This window comes from Brevundimonas sp. C43, from assembly GCF_030732185.1.
In the GTDB taxonomy this organism is placed as follows: domain Bacteria; phylum Pseudomonadota; class Alphaproteobacteria; order Caulobacterales; family Caulobacteraceae; genus Brevundimonas; species Brevundimonas diminuta_C.
The window spans coordinates 1,414,836-1,430,555 of the sequence record NZ_CP132231.1 but is presented as its reverse complement, the minus strand read 5'-3'; the positions used below and the strand labels follow the sequence as shown (position 1 = coordinate 1,430,555).

The 15,720-nt window shown below is 66.6% G+C and carries 16 protein-coding genes; 8 read left to right on the top strand and 8 right to left on the bottom strand.

What is annotated here, in order from left to right; all coding sequences use genetic code 11:
• Positions 1-66: 66 nt before the first annotated feature.
• Entirely contained in the window at positions 67-939 is an 873-nt protein-coding gene (locus Q9R14_RS07230) for a DUF817 domain-containing protein (RefSeq protein ID WP_371929771.1), read from the top strand.
• Here Q9R14_RS07230 and Q9R14_RS07225 read toward each other — a convergent pair.
• Both Q9R14_RS07225 and Q9R14_RS07220 read right to left on the bottom strand, forming a co-directional pair.
• On the bottom strand, positions 911-1,573 hold the full coding sequence (locus Q9R14_RS07225; protein ID WP_306003963.1) for a DedA family protein: 663 nt from the start codon (positions 1,571-1,573) through the stop codon (positions 911-913). The two genes, Q9R14_RS07230 and Q9R14_RS07225, sit on opposite strands and share 29 nt — an antisense overlap.
• 72 nt (positions 1,574-1,645) lie before the next feature.
• On the bottom strand, positions 1,646-2,239 hold the full coding sequence (locus tag Q9R14_RS07220) for a nitroreductase (protein WP_306003962.1): 594 nt from the start codon (positions 2,237-2,239) through the stop codon (positions 1,646-1,648).
• A 45-nt stretch (positions 2,240-2,284) separates the two neighbouring features.
• On the opposite strand from Q9R14_RS07220, the gene Q9R14_RS07215 reads away from it, so the two are divergent.
• Both Q9R14_RS07215 and cysE read left to right on the top strand, forming a co-directional pair.
• A complete protein-coding gene (locus Q9R14_RS07215) occupies positions 2,285-2,911 on the top strand; it encodes an NUDIX hydrolase (protein ID WP_306003961.1) in 627 nt (208 codons plus the stop codon).
• 20 nt (positions 2,912-2,931) lie between these two features.
• Entirely contained in the window at positions 2,932-3,759 is an 828-nt protein-coding gene (gene cysE, locus Q9R14_RS07210) for a serine O-acetyltransferase (RefSeq protein ID WP_045810141.1), read from the top strand.
• Positions 3,760-3,768: 9 nt separating this feature from the next.
• Here the strand turns inward: cysE and Q9R14_RS07205 are convergent, their stop codons facing one another.
• Positions 3,769-5,844, bottom strand: a complete 2,076-nt coding sequence (locus tag Q9R14_RS07205) for a TonB-dependent siderophore receptor (RefSeq protein WP_306003960.1) — start codon at positions 5,842-5,844, stop codon at positions 3,769-3,771.
• A 54-nt stretch (positions 5,845-5,898) separates the two neighbouring features.
• Here Q9R14_RS07205 and Q9R14_RS07200 point away from each other — a divergent pair, with 54 nt between their 5' ends.
• Both Q9R14_RS07200 and Q9R14_RS07195 read left to right on the top strand, forming a co-directional pair.
• Positions 5,899-7,095, top strand: coding sequence for a DUF1624 domain-containing protein (locus Q9R14_RS07200; protein ID WP_306003959.1), 1,197 nt, complete (start codon positions 5,899-5,901; stop codon positions 7,093-7,095).
• 84 nt (positions 7,096-7,179) lie between these two features.
• Complete coding sequence (locus Q9R14_RS07195) at positions 7,180-7,389, top strand: DUF3126 family protein (RefSeq protein WP_017504669.1); 210 nt, start codon at positions 7,180-7,182, stop codon at positions 7,387-7,389.
• Between the two features lie 80 nt (positions 7,390-7,469).
• On the opposite strand, the gene Q9R14_RS07190 is transcribed toward Q9R14_RS07195, so the two are convergent.
• Positions 7,470-7,721: a DUF2164 domain-containing protein gene (locus tag Q9R14_RS07190; RefSeq protein ID WP_306003958.1), complete on the bottom strand. Its 252-nt coding sequence runs from the start codon at positions 7,719-7,721 to the stop codon at positions 7,470-7,472.
• Entirely contained in the window at positions 7,718-9,607 is a 1,890-nt protein-coding gene (locus tag Q9R14_RS07185; RefSeq protein WP_306003957.1) for an ABC-F family ATP-binding cassette domain-containing protein, read from the bottom strand. Before Q9R14_RS07185 ends, Q9R14_RS07190 begins: the two co-directional genes overlap by 4 nt.
• Positions 9,608-9,758: 151 nt before the next feature.
• On the opposite strand from Q9R14_RS07185, the gene ndk reads away from it, so the two are divergent.
• A complete protein-coding gene (ndk, locus tag Q9R14_RS07180) occupies positions 9,759-10,178 on the top strand; it encodes a nucleoside-diphosphate kinase (RefSeq protein ID WP_017504672.1) in 420 nt (139 codons plus the stop codon).
• A 213-nt stretch (positions 10,179-10,391) separates the two neighbouring features.
• Positions 10,392-10,592 carry a YMGG-like glycine zipper-containing protein gene (locus tag Q9R14_RS07175; protein ID WP_017504673.1) on the top strand — a complete coding sequence of 67 codons (201 nt, stop codon included), beginning with the start codon at positions 10,392-10,394 and terminating at the stop codon, positions 10,590-10,592.
• A gap of 75 nt (positions 10,593-10,667) precedes the next feature.
• Here Q9R14_RS07175 and Q9R14_RS07170 read toward each other — a convergent pair whose 3' ends face one another.
• From Q9R14_RS07170 to purM, 3 genes are all read right to left on the bottom strand, one after another.
• On the bottom strand, positions 10,668-12,752 hold the full coding sequence (locus Q9R14_RS07170) for a M13 family metallopeptidase (protein ID WP_306003956.1): 2,085 nt from the start codon (positions 12,750-12,752) through the stop codon (positions 10,668-10,670).
• 87 nt (positions 12,753-12,839) lie between these two features.
• Positions 12,840-13,424 (bottom strand): phosphoribosylglycinamide formyltransferase, encoded by a 585-nt coding sequence (gene purN, locus Q9R14_RS07165; protein WP_306003955.1) that lies wholly within the window; start codon positions 13,422-13,424, stop codon positions 12,840-12,842.
• Between the two features lie 4 nt (positions 13,425-13,428).
• On the bottom strand, positions 13,429-14,466 hold the full coding sequence (purM, locus tag Q9R14_RS07160) for a phosphoribosylformylglycinamidine cyclo-ligase (RefSeq protein ID WP_306003954.1): 1,038 nt from the start codon (positions 14,464-14,466) through the stop codon (positions 13,429-13,431).
• 79 nt (positions 14,467-14,545) lie between these two features.
• Here purM and rnd point away from each other — a divergent pair, with 79 nt between their 5' ends.
• Positions 14,546-15,694, top strand: a complete 1,149-nt coding sequence (gene rnd / locus Q9R14_RS07155) for a ribonuclease D (protein WP_306003953.1) — start codon at positions 14,546-14,548, stop codon at positions 15,692-15,694.
• Positions 15,695-15,720 lie beyond the last annotated feature (26 nt).

Genomic DNA, 15,720 nt, shown 5'->3' with positions numbered 1-15,720 from the left:
TGAAACGCTGCGGCGTTGGAGCGGTCCGCTCTTGAAGTTTCGCGCTGGCCCGTCACGGGTAGTGCGATGAACCACGCACTTCCGCTCGAAGCCTGGGGCCGTCGTCTGATGACGCGGGCGGAGGCGTGGGCGGATGGGTCGCGGGCGCGGCGCCAGGCCTATGAGTTCCTGTGGTTCGGACTGAAGCAGGGGTGGGCGTGTCTGTTCGGAGGGCTGATGCTGGCCCTGATCCTGGGGACGTTTTTGCTTTGGCCGGAGGGGGCGCCGGTGTCGCGCTACGACTTTCTGGCGGTCGGGGCGGTGGTGATCCAGGCGGCGATGCTGATCTTCCGGCTGGAGAGCTGGGAAGAGGCGCGGGTGATCTTCCTCTTCCATGTGGCGGGGACGATCATGGAGCTGTTCAAGACGGCGCACGGGTCGTGGGTCTATCCCGAGGAGAGTCTGCTGCGGATTGGGGCGGTGCCGCTGTTCTCCGGCTTCATGTATGCGGCGGTTGGCAGTTATATCGCGCGGGTGCAGCGCATCTTTCATATCCGGGTGCGGGGCTATCCGCCGGTGTGGACGACCTGGGTGCTGGCGGCGGCGATCTACGTCAACTTCTTCGCTCATCACTGGCTTCCGGATTTTCGAAAAGTCCTATTTGTGGCGACGATCCTTTTGTTCTGCCGAGGCTGGTTCTTCTTCACCGCCGATCGGATGCGATTGAAGATGCCGTTGCTGCTGGGCTATTTCCTGGTGGCCCTGTTCATCTGGTTCGCCGAGAACCTGGGCACGCTGGGGCGGGCCTGGGTCTATCCGGGGCAGGCCGACGGGTGGGAGATGGTGTCCCTGGCCAAGCTGGGCAGCTGGTTCCTGCTGATGATCATCTCGGTCGTGCTGGTCTCGTTGGTGCACCGGCCCGAGCCGGAGATCAGCGGCCCTGTAGCGCCCCGCGCATGACGGCGGATTTGCGGCTCATGCGAGCCTTCACCAGGCGATAGACCACGGCGACGATCAGGATGGTGACGGCGAGGCCGCCGATCAACAGGGTGGGGCCATGGGCCTCGCTGAGCACTTCCATCTTCGCCAGGCCTTGAGCGGCGAGATAGCCCGGCGCCAGCATGGCCAGCACCCAGACGATGCCGGATGTGACGTTGCCGAACTGGAAGGCGCGCTGACGCATCCGGAGCATGCCCAGCGTCAGCGGCACGAAGGCGCGCAAGGGGCCGAAGAAGCGGCCGACGAAGATCGACATGACGCCGTAGCGACGGCAATACAGGCGCGTCCAGGCGATGCGACGGCGGTGCGCCTTGAATATCGGGCGCTGGAGGAAGCGCACGCCCAGCCGACGCCCGGCCCAGTAGGAGATGGCGTCGCCGATGACCGCGCCGATGACGCAGCCGACGATGACGTTGACGGGGTCCAGAACGCCGGCCGCGATCAGGCCGCCCGCTGCGACCAGCAGGCCGGTGGCGGGCACGAAGGCGCCGACGACGGCCAGCGATTCTACGAACACGACCAGACCCAGCATGACGCCGGCCCACATATGGTTGCGGGCGACGAAATCGCCCACGGCTTGCAACAGGGAATCCATACGAAGGCCTTGGGGGAGGAAGGCGGGGTCGGTCGAGGTCTAACCGACGTAGGGCGACCTTATGTCACCCGCTTACGGCAGGCGTGTGACCTTGGCGGCCAGGTCGGGGCGCGGCCGTTCCAGCGCGGGTTCCTTCAGCGTTCCGATGTGGATGAAGCCGGCGACCCTCTCGCCCTCGGTCAGGCCGAACAGGGCGACGCCTTGCGGGTCGTAGCTGTACCAGTCGGTGATCCAGCTGGACGAATAGCCGAAGCCGGAAGCCGCGTGTTCCAGGTTCATGCAGACCGCGCCCGCTGACAGCTGCTGCTCCCAGATCGGCTTGGAGCTTTCGACCGGCGTCGAGACGACCAGGATGGTGACGGGTGCGGCGGTCAGCTTGGCCAGGACCGCCTGATCCTTGGCCGGGCCGTTGCGCAGTTCGACCAGCACGGCGAGGCGGGCGGCGATGTCGGCGCGCGATTGGGGACCCAGGACGATGAAGCGCCACGGGAATAGCTTGCCGTGGTCGGGCGTGCGGGCGCCCAGGGTCAGGATCTCGTCCAGTTCAGCCTCGGACGGGCCGGGCGCGACCAGGGCCTGGGCCGGGGCGGAGCGCCGCTGGGCCAGGCGGTCCCGGAAATCTTTCGACGGAACGGGCGGGGGCAGGGGTTCGTTGAGGGCGACCATGCCGTCTAGCTAGGCTTTCATCCGCGTCTTCGCCATAGGTGGCCCATGCGCAAATCCGACGAACCGAAATGGGCCGAGGGGCTGGCGAAACCGCCGGCCTGGCGCAGCGACGGAACCGAGACGGTGTTCGACAGTCCTTGGATGGCGCTGACCCGGCATCCGGCGACGGCGCCGACCGGGATGAAGGCCGACTATGCCGTCGTGCGGTTCAAGAACGTCGGGACGGGCGTCCTGCCCGTGCACGAGGACGGGACGGTGACTCTGGTGGGCCAGCAGCGCTTCGCCCACGCCAACTACAGCTGGGAAATGCCCGAAGGCGGCGCGCCGCTGGACGAGGATCCGTTCGACGGCATCCGGCGCGAACTGGCCGAAGAGGCGGGATTGCAGGCCGAACATTGGCTGCCGGCGCTGAAGGTCGAGATGTCGAACTCCATCACCGACGAGATCGGCATGACTTGGATCGCGTGGGGCCTGTCGCCTGCGCCGACCGACCCGGACCCGACCGAGATCATCGCCGTGGTGCGTGTGCCGTTCGTCGATCTGCTGGACGAGATCGGGCGGGGAACGGTGCGTGACAGCCTGACGGTGGCGACGGCCTACAAGGCCTATCATATGGCGATGAACGGCGAACTGCCCGAGGCGCTGGCGCGCGCCTTGCTGGGGCGCGTATGATGTCGCCGAAGGAGCCGGTCATGGCCAAGCTGGAAGTCGTTGCGGAAACCGAAATCGACAGCGTGTGGCGTCAGCTGCGCGCCTCGGCCGAGGCGGCGTCGCGCGAGGAGCCGCAGCTGGGCTCGCAGATGAATGCGGTGATCCTGTCGCACGACGACCTGGCGGGCGCGCTGAGCTTCCAGATCGCGCGCAAGCTGGCGGACGGCGAGATGAGCGCCATGTCGGTGCGCGAGGTCTGCCTGTCGGCGTTCAAGGCCGATCCGTCGATGGTCGAGGCGGCGGAGGCGGACCTTCAGGCTGTGGCCGAACGCGATCCGGCGATCCGCAACCTGTTGCAGCCCTTCCTGTATTTCAAAGGCTTCCAGGCCTTGCAGGGCTGGCGCGTGGCGCATTGGCTGTGGGGTCAGGGGCGCGAGACGCTGGCCTTCCACTTCCAGAGCCGGATCTCCGAACTGTTCCAGCTGGACATCCATCCAGCCGCGCAACTGGGCAAGGGGCTGTTTCTGGATCACGGCACAGGCATCGTCATCGGCGAGACGGCGGTGGTCGGCGACGACGTGTCGATGCTGCACGGGGTGACCCTGGGCGGGACGGGCGCCGAACGCGGCGATCGCCATCCCAAGATCGGCAAAGGCGTCCTGCTGGGCGCCGGGGCCAAGGTGCTGGGCAATATTCACGTCGGCGACTACGCCAAGGTGGCGTCCGGCTCGGTGGTGCTGAAGGCCGTGCCGTCCGGCTGCACCGTGGCGGGGGTGCCGGCCCGGCTGGTCAACTGCCCGACCAACGCCGAACCGGCCCGCACCATGGATCACACCCTGGCCGATGTGGTGTACGACTTCGTCATCTGAGGGCCTGCCTCACAGGGCGATCCTGAGCGAGGCGCGCACGCTGCGCGGGGCGCCTGGGTAGATCCACAGGGCGCTGTAGGAGCTGGCGGCGTAACGCGCGTCAAACAGGTTGTCGATCTCGACGCGCGCCGTGACCTGGGGCGTCAGGCCATAGTCCAGCGCCGCCTTGGCCTTCCAGTAGGCGGGCAGTTCGGGCGCGCCGAGAGCCAGGCCGCCGGCCCGGTCGTCGACGTAGGCCGCGCCGGTCATGAACGACCAGGTCGTGCCATGGCTCGTGGCGAAGCGACCGATCACGAACAGCGAGCCGGAATGTTCGGGCACGTTCAGCACGGCGTCGGTGGCGAAGGCGCGGTCGTCCGCCTTGGCGTCGGTCCAGCCGTAGTTGGCGACCACCTGCCAGGCGTCGTCGATCTTCAAGGCGCCGTCCAGTTCGATCCCGCGCGTTGTCAGCTTGCCGACCGGGGCGAGGAAGTTGGGATCGACCGGATCGGTCGTCAGAATGTTCGACTTCTCGATGTCGAAGACGGTGGCGGCGAGGTCCAGTCCGTCCCAGGCGCCGGCGAGGCCGATCTCGTAGCCCTTGCCATCCTCGGGCGCGAAGCCGGAGCCGTCTCGGCCCGTGCCCGAGTTCAGCACGAACGACTGACCATAGCTGGCATGGGCGGTCAGGTTTTCGGTCAGGCGATAGCGGGCGGCGAGGCGGTATTTCAGGGGCGTGTCGCTGGCCTCGCCGACGGCGCCGGTGCGGTTGTTTCGGATGGTCTGGTCGTAGTCGTCGAACCGCAGCCCGGCCAGCAGGCTGAGGCGGTCGTTCACCTCCCACAGATCCTGGGCGTACAGGGTGACGACGTCGCGCGTTTCCAGATTGTCGGTAAAAGGCAGGGGCGTCGGCGGCGTGACCGCGCCATAGACGGGATTGAGGACATTGATCGGATAAGGATTGGCCGCAGTCGGATTGATGCGCAGCCACTTCTCGCCATAGGTCAGCTGATACGCCTTCACCCCGAAACCGAGGTTGTGAACGCCCAGTTCCGTCTGGAGCACGCCGTTCAGCTCCAGCCGGGCCGACAGGTCCTCGACCGAGAAGTCGCGTCCGCGGCGCTGACGCCACAACTGATCGCCGACCAGGCGCGAATGGTCGCTCGACAGACCCTTTAGCGAGCCGCCGCGCCAGGCAACGCCGCCGTTCAGGCTCCAGTCGTCATTGAGCCGGTACTCGCCGGTGATCTGATGCCGTTCGTTCCGGAACCGGGTCACGCCGTCGCCGGGCTCGCCGTAGTAGTTCGAGGGCGGCAGGAACAGCGCGTCGCCGTTGATCGCCGGCATCCCCCGATCGAACAAGGTCGTGAAGGTGGTGAACTCGCCCACATAGGTCAGGCGCAGATCATCGGTGGGACGCCAGGTCAGGGACGGCGCAACCACAGTGCGGTCCAGGCCGACATAGTCGCGCCAGCCGTTCGAAGTCTCGCCCGCCACAACAAGCCGTCCGGCCAGGGTGTCGTTGATCGGGCCGGTCAGGTCCAGTTCGCCGCGACGCAGGCCGAACGATCCCACCGTGGCGGTAAAGGCGGCGGCGGTGGCAAAGCGCGGTGTCTTGGACACGATATTGATGCGTCCGGCCGGATCGATGTCGCCGAACAGCGCGCCGGACGGCCCCTTCAGCACTTCGATCCGCTCGGATGTGGCCGGGTCACGAGGCGGTGCCATGCCGCGATTGGCCAAGAAGCCGTCGACATAATATTCCGCGCCGCCGTCGGGCGTGCCCAGGAAGCCGCGAATGGCGAAGTTGTCCATGACACCGCCGCGATTGTTCTGCTGGCTGACGCCGCTGACCAGTTCCAGCGCATCGGCCAGGCGCGTCGCGCCCACGGCCTTGATCAGATCGTTCTCGATAGCGCGGCTGGACGGCGACATGGCCTCGGTGATCGGTCCTGCGCCCAGGGTCAGGTCACGCGGCGCGGAACGGCGGCCCAGAACAACGATCTCCCCCACCGTTTCAGGCTCGACCGCCTCGACAGCGACGGGGGCGGGGACGTCAGCGGCGACCAGCAGGCACGCGCCGGCGCAGCTCAGAAGGAGGGACAAGGCAGGCTCCGTTTGAAATGTTATACTGTATCGGCTATCCGCTTCCGGCTGATGATGTCAACCGCTGCAACGCTTGTTCCCGCTTCCGCTTCTTCGACCGCCGCGCCAAGCCGTGCGGTCGGTCGGATCCGATCCATCGACGCCCTGCGCGGGCTGGTGATCCTGCTGATGCTGGTCGATCACGCGCGGGAGTTCTTCTTCATCCACGCCCAGGTCTCGGACCCGATGAATGTGGAGACGACCTCGCCGGCGTTGTTCTTCACCCGGCTGTCGGCCCATCTTTGTGCGCCGGTGTTCGTGGCCCTGACGGGGTTGGGGGCCTGGCTGTACGGAAACAAGCAGGCGGGCGGCGGGAACGGCGCCGGCGCGGCATCGGCCTTTCTGCTGAAGCGCGGTTTGTTTCTGGTCGTGCTGGAGTTGACGGTGGTCAACTTCGCCTGGACCTTCTCGATCACGCCCGAGTTGATCTATCTGCAGGTGATCTGGGCCATCGGCCTGTCGATGATCGCGCTGGCGGCCCTGGTGCATCTGCCGCGTCCGATGCTGATCGCCGTGGGGCTTGTCATCGTGCTGGGTCACAATCTGCTGGACCCGATCACCGTCGCGGCGGGACAGCCGGGCCATGCAATCTGGGCGGTGCTGCATGATCGCGGATTTATAGACTTACCTTGGGGCGGTCAGGCGAGGACGTCCTATCCGCTGCTGCCTTGGATCGGGGTGGCGGCCTTGGGCTATGCCATCGGCCCGTGGTTCGCAGGCGAGCAGAAGACGCGGCTGAGGCGGCTGGTGCTGATCGGAGTGGGCGCGCTGGCCCTGTTCATCGTGCTGCGGGCGATCAATGTCTATGGGGATGCGCCGTGGGCCTTGCAGGCGACGCCGATCCAGACGGTGATGAGCGTGCTGAACCTGACCAAATATCCGCCGTCGGCCGACTTCCTGCTGCTGACGCTGGGGATTGGCGCGCTGATCCTGGCGGGGCTGGAAAGAGCGCCGGAGAGGTTGCTTGGCGTGCTGGCGGTCTTTGGCGGAGTGCCGCTGTTCTTCTATCTGATCCACCTCTACGGGCTGCATCTGCTGAACCTGGCGGCCCTGATGCTGTTCGGCGCCAATCAGGGCGAGGGCTTCGGCGTGCCCGGCGTCGGCTGGGTGTGGTTGCTGGCGGCCGTTGTCGCCGTGCCCTGCTGGTTCGCCTGCCGCTGGTTCGGCGGGGTCAAGCGGCGCAGTTCGCAATGGTGGATGAAATATCTCTGAGACGGGAAAATGCGCGACGCCGGTTTCCCTGAACCGCCGATGTCTCTAGGGTCCGCCGCCAACGTTCAGACCATGAGGCCCCCCGTGAAAGACACCGACCTGAAGCGCATCGAGGCCCACCTCAAGCGCACCTTCAACACCGGCGGCATCATCGTGAAGGCCCGCCCCAAGCAGAATGACTCGGCCGAGGTCTATGTCGGCGACGAGTTCATCGGCATCGTCTTCGAGGACGAGGACGAGGAAGGCTCGTTCATGTTCGAAATGGCGATCCTGGCCGAAGACCTTCCGGCCTAACCGCCGACCGATCCGACCGCCCGGCGTGAATCCGCCGGGCGGTTTTCGTTTGCGCCGACCCGTTCAGCGATACGGGCCGGTCAGCGCGTGGGGGCCGCGCGTTCGAGGTCATAGAGCGCCTCGACAATGTCCTCGGCCTTCTGCTGGACCAGTTGCTGGGCGTCGTGGACGCCGCGATTGTAGAAGGCGCCGCCGATCTCCTTCCCGATGAAGTCCAGCAGCATCTCGGCCGGAAGCTGGCCGAGTTCCTGATCCAGTTCGCGAGCGAAATAGTCGCGCAGTTTGGCGGTGATCGCCGCGCGTTCTCCCTTGGAGAATTCGATCGGCTTCATGCGACCTCGGCCAAGGCTTCTTCGGCGGCGACCCAGGCGGCTTCGGCGGCGGCCAAGTCGGCCTCGGTCTTGGCGCGGGCGCGGGTCAGGCCTTCGAGGGCCTTCGGATTGCTGACCGAGGCGGTGGCCATGTCGTCGTCGATACGGGCGATCTCGGCCGCAAGGCGGGTCATGGTCTCCTCCGCCTTCTTGACCGCGTGACGCAGGGTCGAGGGCGAAGGGCCGGATTTCTTGTCGTTCTTGCGGTTCTTGTTGTTCTGGGCCGGGGCGGCTGCCGCGGCCTCTTCCTTCTTGATCTGGCTGGGCTTGGCGATGGCCTGTTTGGCGCGGTCCAGGACGAACTTGGCGTAGTCGTCCATGTCGCCGTCGAAAGGCTTCACCGTGCCGTCGGCGGCCAGCCACAGCCGGTCGGCCACCATCTCCATCAGCGAACGGTCGTGGGTGATCAGGATGACGGCGCCGGAATAGTCGTTCAGCGCGTCCAGCAGGGCGCGGCGGCTGTCGATGTCCAGGTGGTTGGTCGGTTCGTCCAGGATCAGGACGTGGGGCGCGTCCATCGCCACCATGTTCAGCAGCAGGCGCGCGCGTTCGCCGCCCGACAGGCTGTCGACCGTGGTCTCCTGCTTCTCATAGCCCAGGCCGAACTGGGCCAGCTTGGAGCGGCGGGCGCTTTCGGGCGCGTCCGGCATGGCGCGGCGGATGATCTCCAGCGGCGTGTCGGTCGGGTCCATGGCCTCGATCTGGTGCTGGTGGAACCAGCCGACGCGCATCTTCCTGTCGCGGTGAAGCTCGCCATCAGACACGTCCAGGGCACCGGCGATCATCTTGGCGAAGGTCGACTTGCCCGCGCCGTTGACGCCCAGCAGGCCGATGCGGTCGTCCAGGTCCATGCGCAGGTTCAGATTGCGCAGGATCGGCTTACCCGGCTCATAGCCGACATTGGCCCGCTCCAGCCGGATCAGCGGCGGCGCCAACGGGCGCGGCGGCGACGGCAGGGTGAAGGGGGCGACGCGCTCCTCGATCGTGGTGGCGACCGGCTGCATCTTCTCCAGCCGCTTCATGCGCGACTGGGCCTGGGCGGCCTTGGAGGCCTTGGCCTTGAAGCGATCGACGAAGGCCTGGAGGTGGGCGCGTTCGGCGTCCTGCTTGGCCTTGGCCGACAGCTGCAGCCGGGCCTTTTCCGCGCGGGCCTTTTCGAAGGCGTCGTAGTTGCCGGTGTAGAGGGTCAGGGTGTGGTTCGCGAGATGCAGGATGTGGGTGCAGACCTCGTTCAGCATCTCGCGGTCGTGGGAGATGATCAGGGCGGTGTGCGGGTATTTCTTCAGCCGCGCCTCCAGCCACAGGGCGCCTTCCAGGTCGAGGTAGTTGGTCGGTTCGTCCAGCAGCAGCATGTCCGGCTCGGCGAACAGGGCCGCCGCCAAAGCGACGCGCATCCGCCAGCCGCCCGAGAACTCCGACATCGGCCGGGCCTGATTTTCCTGGTCGAAGCCCAGGCCGACCAGGATTTCGGCGGCGCGCGCGGGCGCGGCGTCGGCGTCGATCTCGATCAGGCGCGACCAGATCTCGCCCATCTCTTCCGGTTCTGCGGTTTCGAGCCGGCCCAGCAGGGTGTGGCGTTCGACGTCGGCCTCAAGAATGGTGTCGATGACGCTGACGGGGGTCGCCGGATGCTCCTGATCGACCGAGCCGATACGAGCGGTCTTGGGCAGGCTGATCTCGTCGCCGGCGGCGTGAAGCTCGCCCAGGATCAGCTTGAACAGGGTCGACTTGCCGATCCCGTTGCGGCCAACCAGACCGACCTTGGAGCCGGGCGGCAGGCTGACGGAGGCGTCCACGAGAAACTTGCGGCCCCAGGCGTTGAAGGTCAGGTCGGTGATCTGAAGCATTGCGGCGAAGGTTCTTCGATTGGTCGGCGTCCCTCAATCGGCAGGTCGCCATGCGGCGTGCGTCAGGGATGCAAAAAGGGACGGTTGGAAACGTGGGAGGTGGTCGCTATAAGCCCGCGACACTCAATCTCCCAACAAGAAGTCAATTCCCATGACCGAACGTACCTTCTCGATCATCAAGCCCGACGCCACGCGCCGCAACCTGACCGGCGCGATCAACGCCGTGATCGAAGGCGCCGGCCTGCGCATCGTGGCCCAGCGCCGCGTCAAGCTGACGACCGAACAAGCCAAGAAATTCTACGAAGTGCACGCCGAGCGCCCGTTCTACGGCGAGCTGGTCGAGCAGATGACGGCCGAGCCGGTCGTGGTTCAGGTGCTGGAAGGCGACAACGCCGTCGCCGCCTATCGCGAAGTCATGGGCGCCACCAACCCGGAGCAGGCCGCCGAAGGCACCATCCGCAAGCAGTTCGCCCTGTCGATCGGTGAAAACTCGGTCCACGGTTCGGACAGCCAGGACAACGCCAAGATCGAGATCGCCCAGTTCTTCACCGACGACCAGATCGTCGGCTAAGCGCTCAAGTCGCGAGGGACCGCGTCCCGAGCGTAGCGCGAGCACCAAGCGCTCAAGTCGCAAGGAACCGCGTTCCGAGCGTAGCGCAAAAAAGAAGAGCTATCCGCGAGCGTCAGCTCTCGCATAGCGTGACTATATAGGCCCGCGCCCGGAACCGGACGCGGGCCTTGTCGTTTGGTGGTCATTATCTCGTTCGTCTCCCGGAGAAGACCCATGAAGACCATGATCAAACTGGCCCCCGTCATCGGCGTCGTGGCCCTGCTGGCCGCCTGCGGCCAGACGATGGAACAACGCGCCGCCACGGGCGCCCTGGGCGGCGCCGTCGCCGGTCAGGTCATCGGCGGCAACACGGGTTCGACCGTGGCCGGCGCCGCCATCGGCGCCGTCGCCGGCGCGGCGACCAAGCCCCGCTAAATCCGGCTCAGGCTTGGATGACAAAAAGGCCCGGAGCGTCGCTCCGGGCCTTTTCTGCGTCTGACGTCCGGCGCCTTACCAGATGCGGGCGCGGGCCTCGGGCGCGATATATTCCTTCTGGTCCGGGGAGACGCCGAAGGCCGCATACCAGGCGTCGATGTTGCGCGGCGAGGTCGCGGCGCGCACCGGGCCGGGCGAGTGCGGGTCGGTGGTCAGCTGTTCCTTCAGCGCCGCCTCGCGCGACTTCTCGCGCCAGACCTGCGCCCAGCCCAGGAAGACGCGCTGATCGCCCGTCAGCCCGTCGATGACCGGCGCCGGCTGACCGTTCAGAGACTTGTGATAGGCATCCAGCGCCAGCAGCAGGCCGCCCAGGTCGGCGATGTTCTCGCCCATCGTCAGGTCGCCGTTGACGTGCACGCCGGGGATGGGCTCCAGCTTGTCATAGATGTCGCCCAGCACCTTGGCGCGCGCCTCGAAGCGGGCGGCGTCTTCCGGCGTCCACCAGTCACGCAGCACGCCGTCGCCGTCCGACTTGCGGCCCTGATCGTCGAAGCCGTGGGTGATCTCGTGGCCGATGACCGCGCCGATGCCGCCGTAGTTGACGGCCGGGTCCGCGTTCGGATCGAAGAAGGGCGCTTGGAGGATGGCGGCCGGGAAGACGATCTCGTTGCGCGGCGGGTTATAGTAGGCGTTCACCGTCTGGGGCGTCATGCCCCATTCCAGCGGATCGACCGGCTTGCCGATCTTGCCGCGCTTGTAGGCCCATTCGAAGGCCGAGGAGCGCTCGACGTTGCCGTACAGGTCGTCGGCCTTCAGCTCCAAGCCATCATACGAGCGCCACTTGTCGGGATAGCCGATCTTCACCCCAAACTTGGACATCTTGTACAGGGCCTGCTCGCGCGTGGGCTCGCTCATCCAGTCCAGGGTCTTCAGCCGCTCGGTCATGGCGTCGCGGATGTTGCCGACCAGGGCTTCCATCTGGGCCTTGGACGAGGCGGGGAAGTGCAAGCGGACGTATTCCTGAGCCAGGACCTCGCCCAGCTGACCATCGACCAGAGCCACGCCCCGGTTCCAGCGGGGACGGTTCTCAGGCTGACCGCGCAGGGTCTTGCCGCGGAAGTCGAAGCGGGCGTCGACGAAGGCCTTGGACAGATAGGGGCTAGCCTGATCGACGACATTGAACGCCTGCCAGGCCTTCAGCGTCTCGATCGGGGTGTCGGCGAAGACCTGGGCGATGGCGGGGATGGCGGTGTTTTCCATCAGCACCAGGGTGTCGACGTCCGATACCTGGGCGCCGGCCAGGAAGCCGGCCCAGTCGAAGCCGGGAGCCAGGGTCGCCAGTTCCGAGGCCTTGGCCGGGTTGTACAGCTTATCGATCTGGCGACGCTCGACCGTCGTCCACTGCTTGTCGGCGACCTTGGTCTCGAAGGCCAGGATGTCGGCGGCGGTCTTGGCCGGATCGGCCCAGCCGATGGCGGTCAAAGTGGTCGTCAGATAGGCCAGATAGGCCTCGCGCTGGGCGGCGAAGTCGGGTTTCAGATAGTAGTCGCGGTCCGGCAGGCCCAGCGATCCCTGACCCAGATAGGCCGAGTTCAGATTGGGGTTCTTCAGATCCTCGAACACATCGATGCCGAACAGGGAGCCGCCGAAGCCCGAATGGCTCTCGCCCATCAGGCGCGCCATGCCGGCGTGGTCGGTGACCGCCTTGACGGCGGCGAGGTCGGCGGCCAGCGGCGTTGCGCCCAGCTGCTCGATCTTCGCCTCGTCCATGAAGCTGGCGTACAGGGCGCCGACCTTGCGGGCGTTCTCGTTGGCGGGATTGGCGGCGCTGGTCTCGATGATCGACTTCAGCTGGGACTGGGCGTTCTCATACAGGACGTCGAACGGGCCGAAGCGCGACTTGTCGGCCGGGATCTCGGTCGTGCGCAGATAGGCTCCGTTGGCGTATTCGTTGAAGTCATCGCCGGGCTTCACCGAGGTGTCGCGACCGGCCAGATCGAAGCCCCAGGCGCCGAAGGGGCTGTGGGCCGCACCGGCCATGCCGTGCGAATGCTGGGCCGAAGCGTTCTGGGCCGAAGCGTCCTGGGCCGAGGCCGCGCCGCCGGTGAGGGCGACGACGATACAGGCCGAGCAGGCGGCCATCAGACGAATGCGTGTCATGGATAGAGAGGGTCCCGATTGAGGTCGGGCGCACCATTGCGCCGGTGCGGCGGTCTGTCGCATGACGTTTTTGTAATCTTCGCGCCGCTAGTGGCGGGGCAGCCCTCGGCAGAAGTCTGCCAGCACCTGCGGGTAGAGCTGATGCTCCGCCGTCTTGACCCGTTCGGCAAGGGCCTCGGCCGTGTCGCCTTCGACGATCGGCACGCGCGCCTGGCCCAGGATCGGGCCTTCATCCACGCCTTCGGTCACCAAATGGACCGTGCAGCCGGCCTCGGCGTCGCCGGCGGCGATGGCGCGGGCATGGGTGTCCAGACCCGGATAGAGGGGCAGCAGACTGGGGTGGATGTTCAGCATACGCTCGCGCCAGCCGCCGACCAGCCAGGGGGTCAGAACGCGCATATAGCCGGCCAGAGCCACCACCTCGACGCCGGCGTCGCGCAGGACGGCGTCCACCGCCCGCTCATGCGCCTCACGGTCCTTGCCGTACGATTTATGCGCCACGGTCGCCGTCGCCACGCCCTTGGCCGCCGCAATCGCCAGACCGCCCGCGCCCTCGATGTTCGACAGCACCAGCACGACCTCATAGCCGCTGTCCGGCGCCTGACCGGCGTCGATCAGAGCCGCCATGTTGGAGCCCGCCCCCGAGATCAGGACGGCGACGCGCGTGGTCACGGGATCAGGCCGCTTCCAGTTGTCCGCAGACGAAGGCGACTTCGCCGGCGTTGAGCAGGGCGGCCAAAACTGGCTCGGCGTTCTCGGGCGCGACGATCAGGATGAAGCCAACGCCGCAGTTGAAGGTGCGGCGCATTTCGTGGTCGCTGATGCCGCCGGTGTCGGCCAGCCACTGGAAGACGGCGGGCATGGGCCAGGCGTTCCAGTCGAACTTGGCCTGCAGACCCTCGGCGATGCAGCGGGGCGGGTTTTCGATCAGGCCGCCGCCAGTGATGTGGGCCGCGCCCTTGACCAGGCCCGCCTTCATGATCGGCAGGACCGGCTTCACATAGATGCGGGTCGGCTCCATCAGGGCCTGGGCCAGCGAACGGTCCTTGGCGAAGGGGGCGTCGTCGCCCCAGGCCAGGCCGGACTTCTCGACCACCTTGCGCACCAGCGAATAGCCGTTGGAGTGCGGGCCGGTGGAGGCCAGGCCGATGATGACGTCGCCGGCCGCCTGACGATCCAGATAGGGCAGGGCGTGGCCGCGCTCGACGGCGCCCAGGCTGAAGCCGGCCAGGTCGTAGTCGCCCTCGGTGTACATGCCCGGCATTTCGGCCGTCTCGCCGCCGACCAGGGCGCAGCCGGCCTGACGGCAGCCCTCGGCGATGCCGGCGACCACGCGGCGGGCGGCGTCGATCTCAAGCCGTCCGGTGGCGTAATAGTCGAGGAACAGCAGGGGCTCGGCGCCCTGGGCCAACAGGTCGTTGACGCACATCGCGACCAGGTCGACGCCGACGCCGTCATGACGGCCGGTCTCGATCGCGATCTTGAGCTTGGTGCCGACACCGTCCGTCGTCGTGACGATCAACGGATCTTCGAAGCCGGCGGCCTTGAGGTCGAACAGGGCGCCGAAGCCGCCCAGCGAAGGCTCCGATCCGGGGCGCGCCGTCGATTTCGCCAGCGGCTTGATATGTTCGACCAGCATTTCGCCCGCGTCGATGTCCACGCCCGCATCGGCGTAGGTCAGACCGTTTTCGAGAGGCTTTTGGGTGTCGCTCATGGGATCTCGGGCCTGAATCGGGGCGGAAATGCAGCGCGGCTCTTGCCACAGGTAGGATGCGCGGGGCTATAGCATCGGAATGACGCCGATCACCACCACCGAGGCGCTGGCCGATTTCTGCGCCCGCGTAGCCAACGCTCCCTTCATCACGGTCGACACCGAGTTCATGCGGGAAACGACCTATTGGCCGAAGCTCTGCCTGATCCAGGCGGCCTCGGCCGATCACGCCGCCATCATCGACCCGATGGCGGAGGGGCTGGATCTGGAGCCGTTCCTGGACCTGCTGCGCGACGAGAAGATCGTGAAGGTCTTCCACGCCTGCCGACAGGACGTGGAAATCTTTGTGCGCCTGGGGGCCATGCCAAAGCCGATGTTCGACACTCAGGTCGCGGCCATGGCCGCCGGATTCGGCGAACAGGTCGCCTATGATTCGCTGGTGCGGCAGATGCTGCGCATCGAAGTGGACAAGGGCAGCCGCTTCACCGACTGGGCGCGCCGGCCGTTGTCGGACAACCAGCTGGTCTACGCGCTGGGCGACGTGACCCATCTGGCGGCGCTTTATCCCAAGCTGCGCGACCGGCTGCAGAAGGACGGCCGGCTGGAGTGGGTCATGTCGGAGATGGAGAGCCTGACCGATCCGGCCCTCTACGACACCAATCCTGAAAACGCCTGGAAGCGGCTGAAGCCCAAGAAGTTCTCGGCCAAATATCTCGCGGCGTTCAAGGCCGTCGCCGTCTGGCGCGAGCGGGCGGCGCAGGAGCGCGACCAGCCGCGGGGCCGCATCCTGAAGGACGAGGGCATCGACGAGATCGCCCAGCAGACCCCGACCGATGTCGAGGCCTTCAATCGCCTGCGCTCGGTGCCGAAGGGTTTCGGCGGTTCACGGCTGGGTCTGGAATTGGCCGAGGAGCTCAAACGGGTTCTGGCCGATCCTGAAGCCTTTGCGCCCGAGATGGAGCGTCCGGCCCACCGCCAGCCGGCGCCGCCGTCGGTCGTGGAGCTGTTGAAGGTGCTGCTGAAGGCCAAGAGCGACAACGCCGGCGTGGCCTCCAAGCTGATCGCCACCGTGTCGGACCTGGAAAAGATCGCCATCAGCGACGACGCCGACATCGACGCGATGAAAGGCTGGCGCCGTCAGATCTTCGGCGAGGACGCGCTGAAGCTGAAGCGCGGCGAGATCGCCCTGGTGCTGAACGGCGCGCGGGTGGAAGTCGTCGAGATCGAGTAGGGAGAACGTCTCCTCCCCATGCAATG

Excerpts from the sequence above, each read along its gene's own strand:
- Q9R14_RS07230 (WP_371929771.1), top strand. The coding sequence starts at position 67 with ATGAACCACGCACTTCCGCTCGAAGCCTGGGGCCGTCGTCTGATGACG.
- Q9R14_RS07225 (WP_306003963.1), bottom strand. The coding sequence starts at position 1,573 with ATGGATTCCCTGTTGCAAGCCGTGGGCGATTTCGTCGCCCGCAACCAT.
- Q9R14_RS07220 (WP_306003962.1), bottom strand. The coding sequence starts at position 2,239 with ATGGTCGCCCTCAACGAACCCCTGCCCCCGCCCGTTCCGTCGAAAGAT.
- Q9R14_RS07215 (WP_306003961.1), top strand. The coding sequence starts at position 2,285 with ATGCGCAAATCCGACGAACCGAAATGGGCCGAGGGGCTGGCGAAACCG.
- cysE (WP_045810141.1), top strand. The coding sequence starts at position 2,932 with ATGGCCAAGCTGGAAGTCGTTGCGGAAACCGAAATCGACAGCGTGTGG.
- Q9R14_RS07200 (WP_306003959.1), top strand. The coding sequence starts at position 5,899 with ATGTCAACCGCTGCAACGCTTGTTCCCGCTTCCGCTTCTTCGACCGCC.
- Q9R14_RS07190 (WP_306003958.1), bottom strand. The coding sequence starts at position 7,721 with ATGAAGCCGATCGAATTCTCCAAGGGAGAACGCGCGGCGATCACCGCC.
- Q9R14_RS07185 (WP_306003957.1), bottom strand. The coding sequence starts at position 9,607 with ATGCTTCAGATCACCGACCTGACCTTCAACGCCTGGGGCCGCAAGTTT.
- ndk (WP_017504672.1), top strand. The coding sequence starts at position 9,759 with ATGACCGAACGTACCTTCTCGATCATCAAGCCCGACGCCACGCGCCGC.
- Q9R14_RS07175 (WP_017504673.1), top strand. The coding sequence starts at position 10,392 with ATGAAGACCATGATCAAACTGGCCCCCGTCATCGGCGTCGTGGCCCTG.
- Q9R14_RS07170 (WP_306003956.1), bottom strand. The coding sequence starts at position 12,752 with ATGACACGCATTCGTCTGATGGCCGCCTGCTCGGCCTGTATCGTCGTC.
- purM (WP_306003954.1), bottom strand. The coding sequence starts at position 14,466 with ATGAGCGACACCCAAAAGCCTCTCGAAAACGGTCTGACCTACGCCGAT.
- rnd (WP_306003953.1), top strand. The coding sequence starts at position 14,546 with ATGACGCCGATCACCACCACCGAGGCGCTGGCCGATTTCTGCGCCCGC.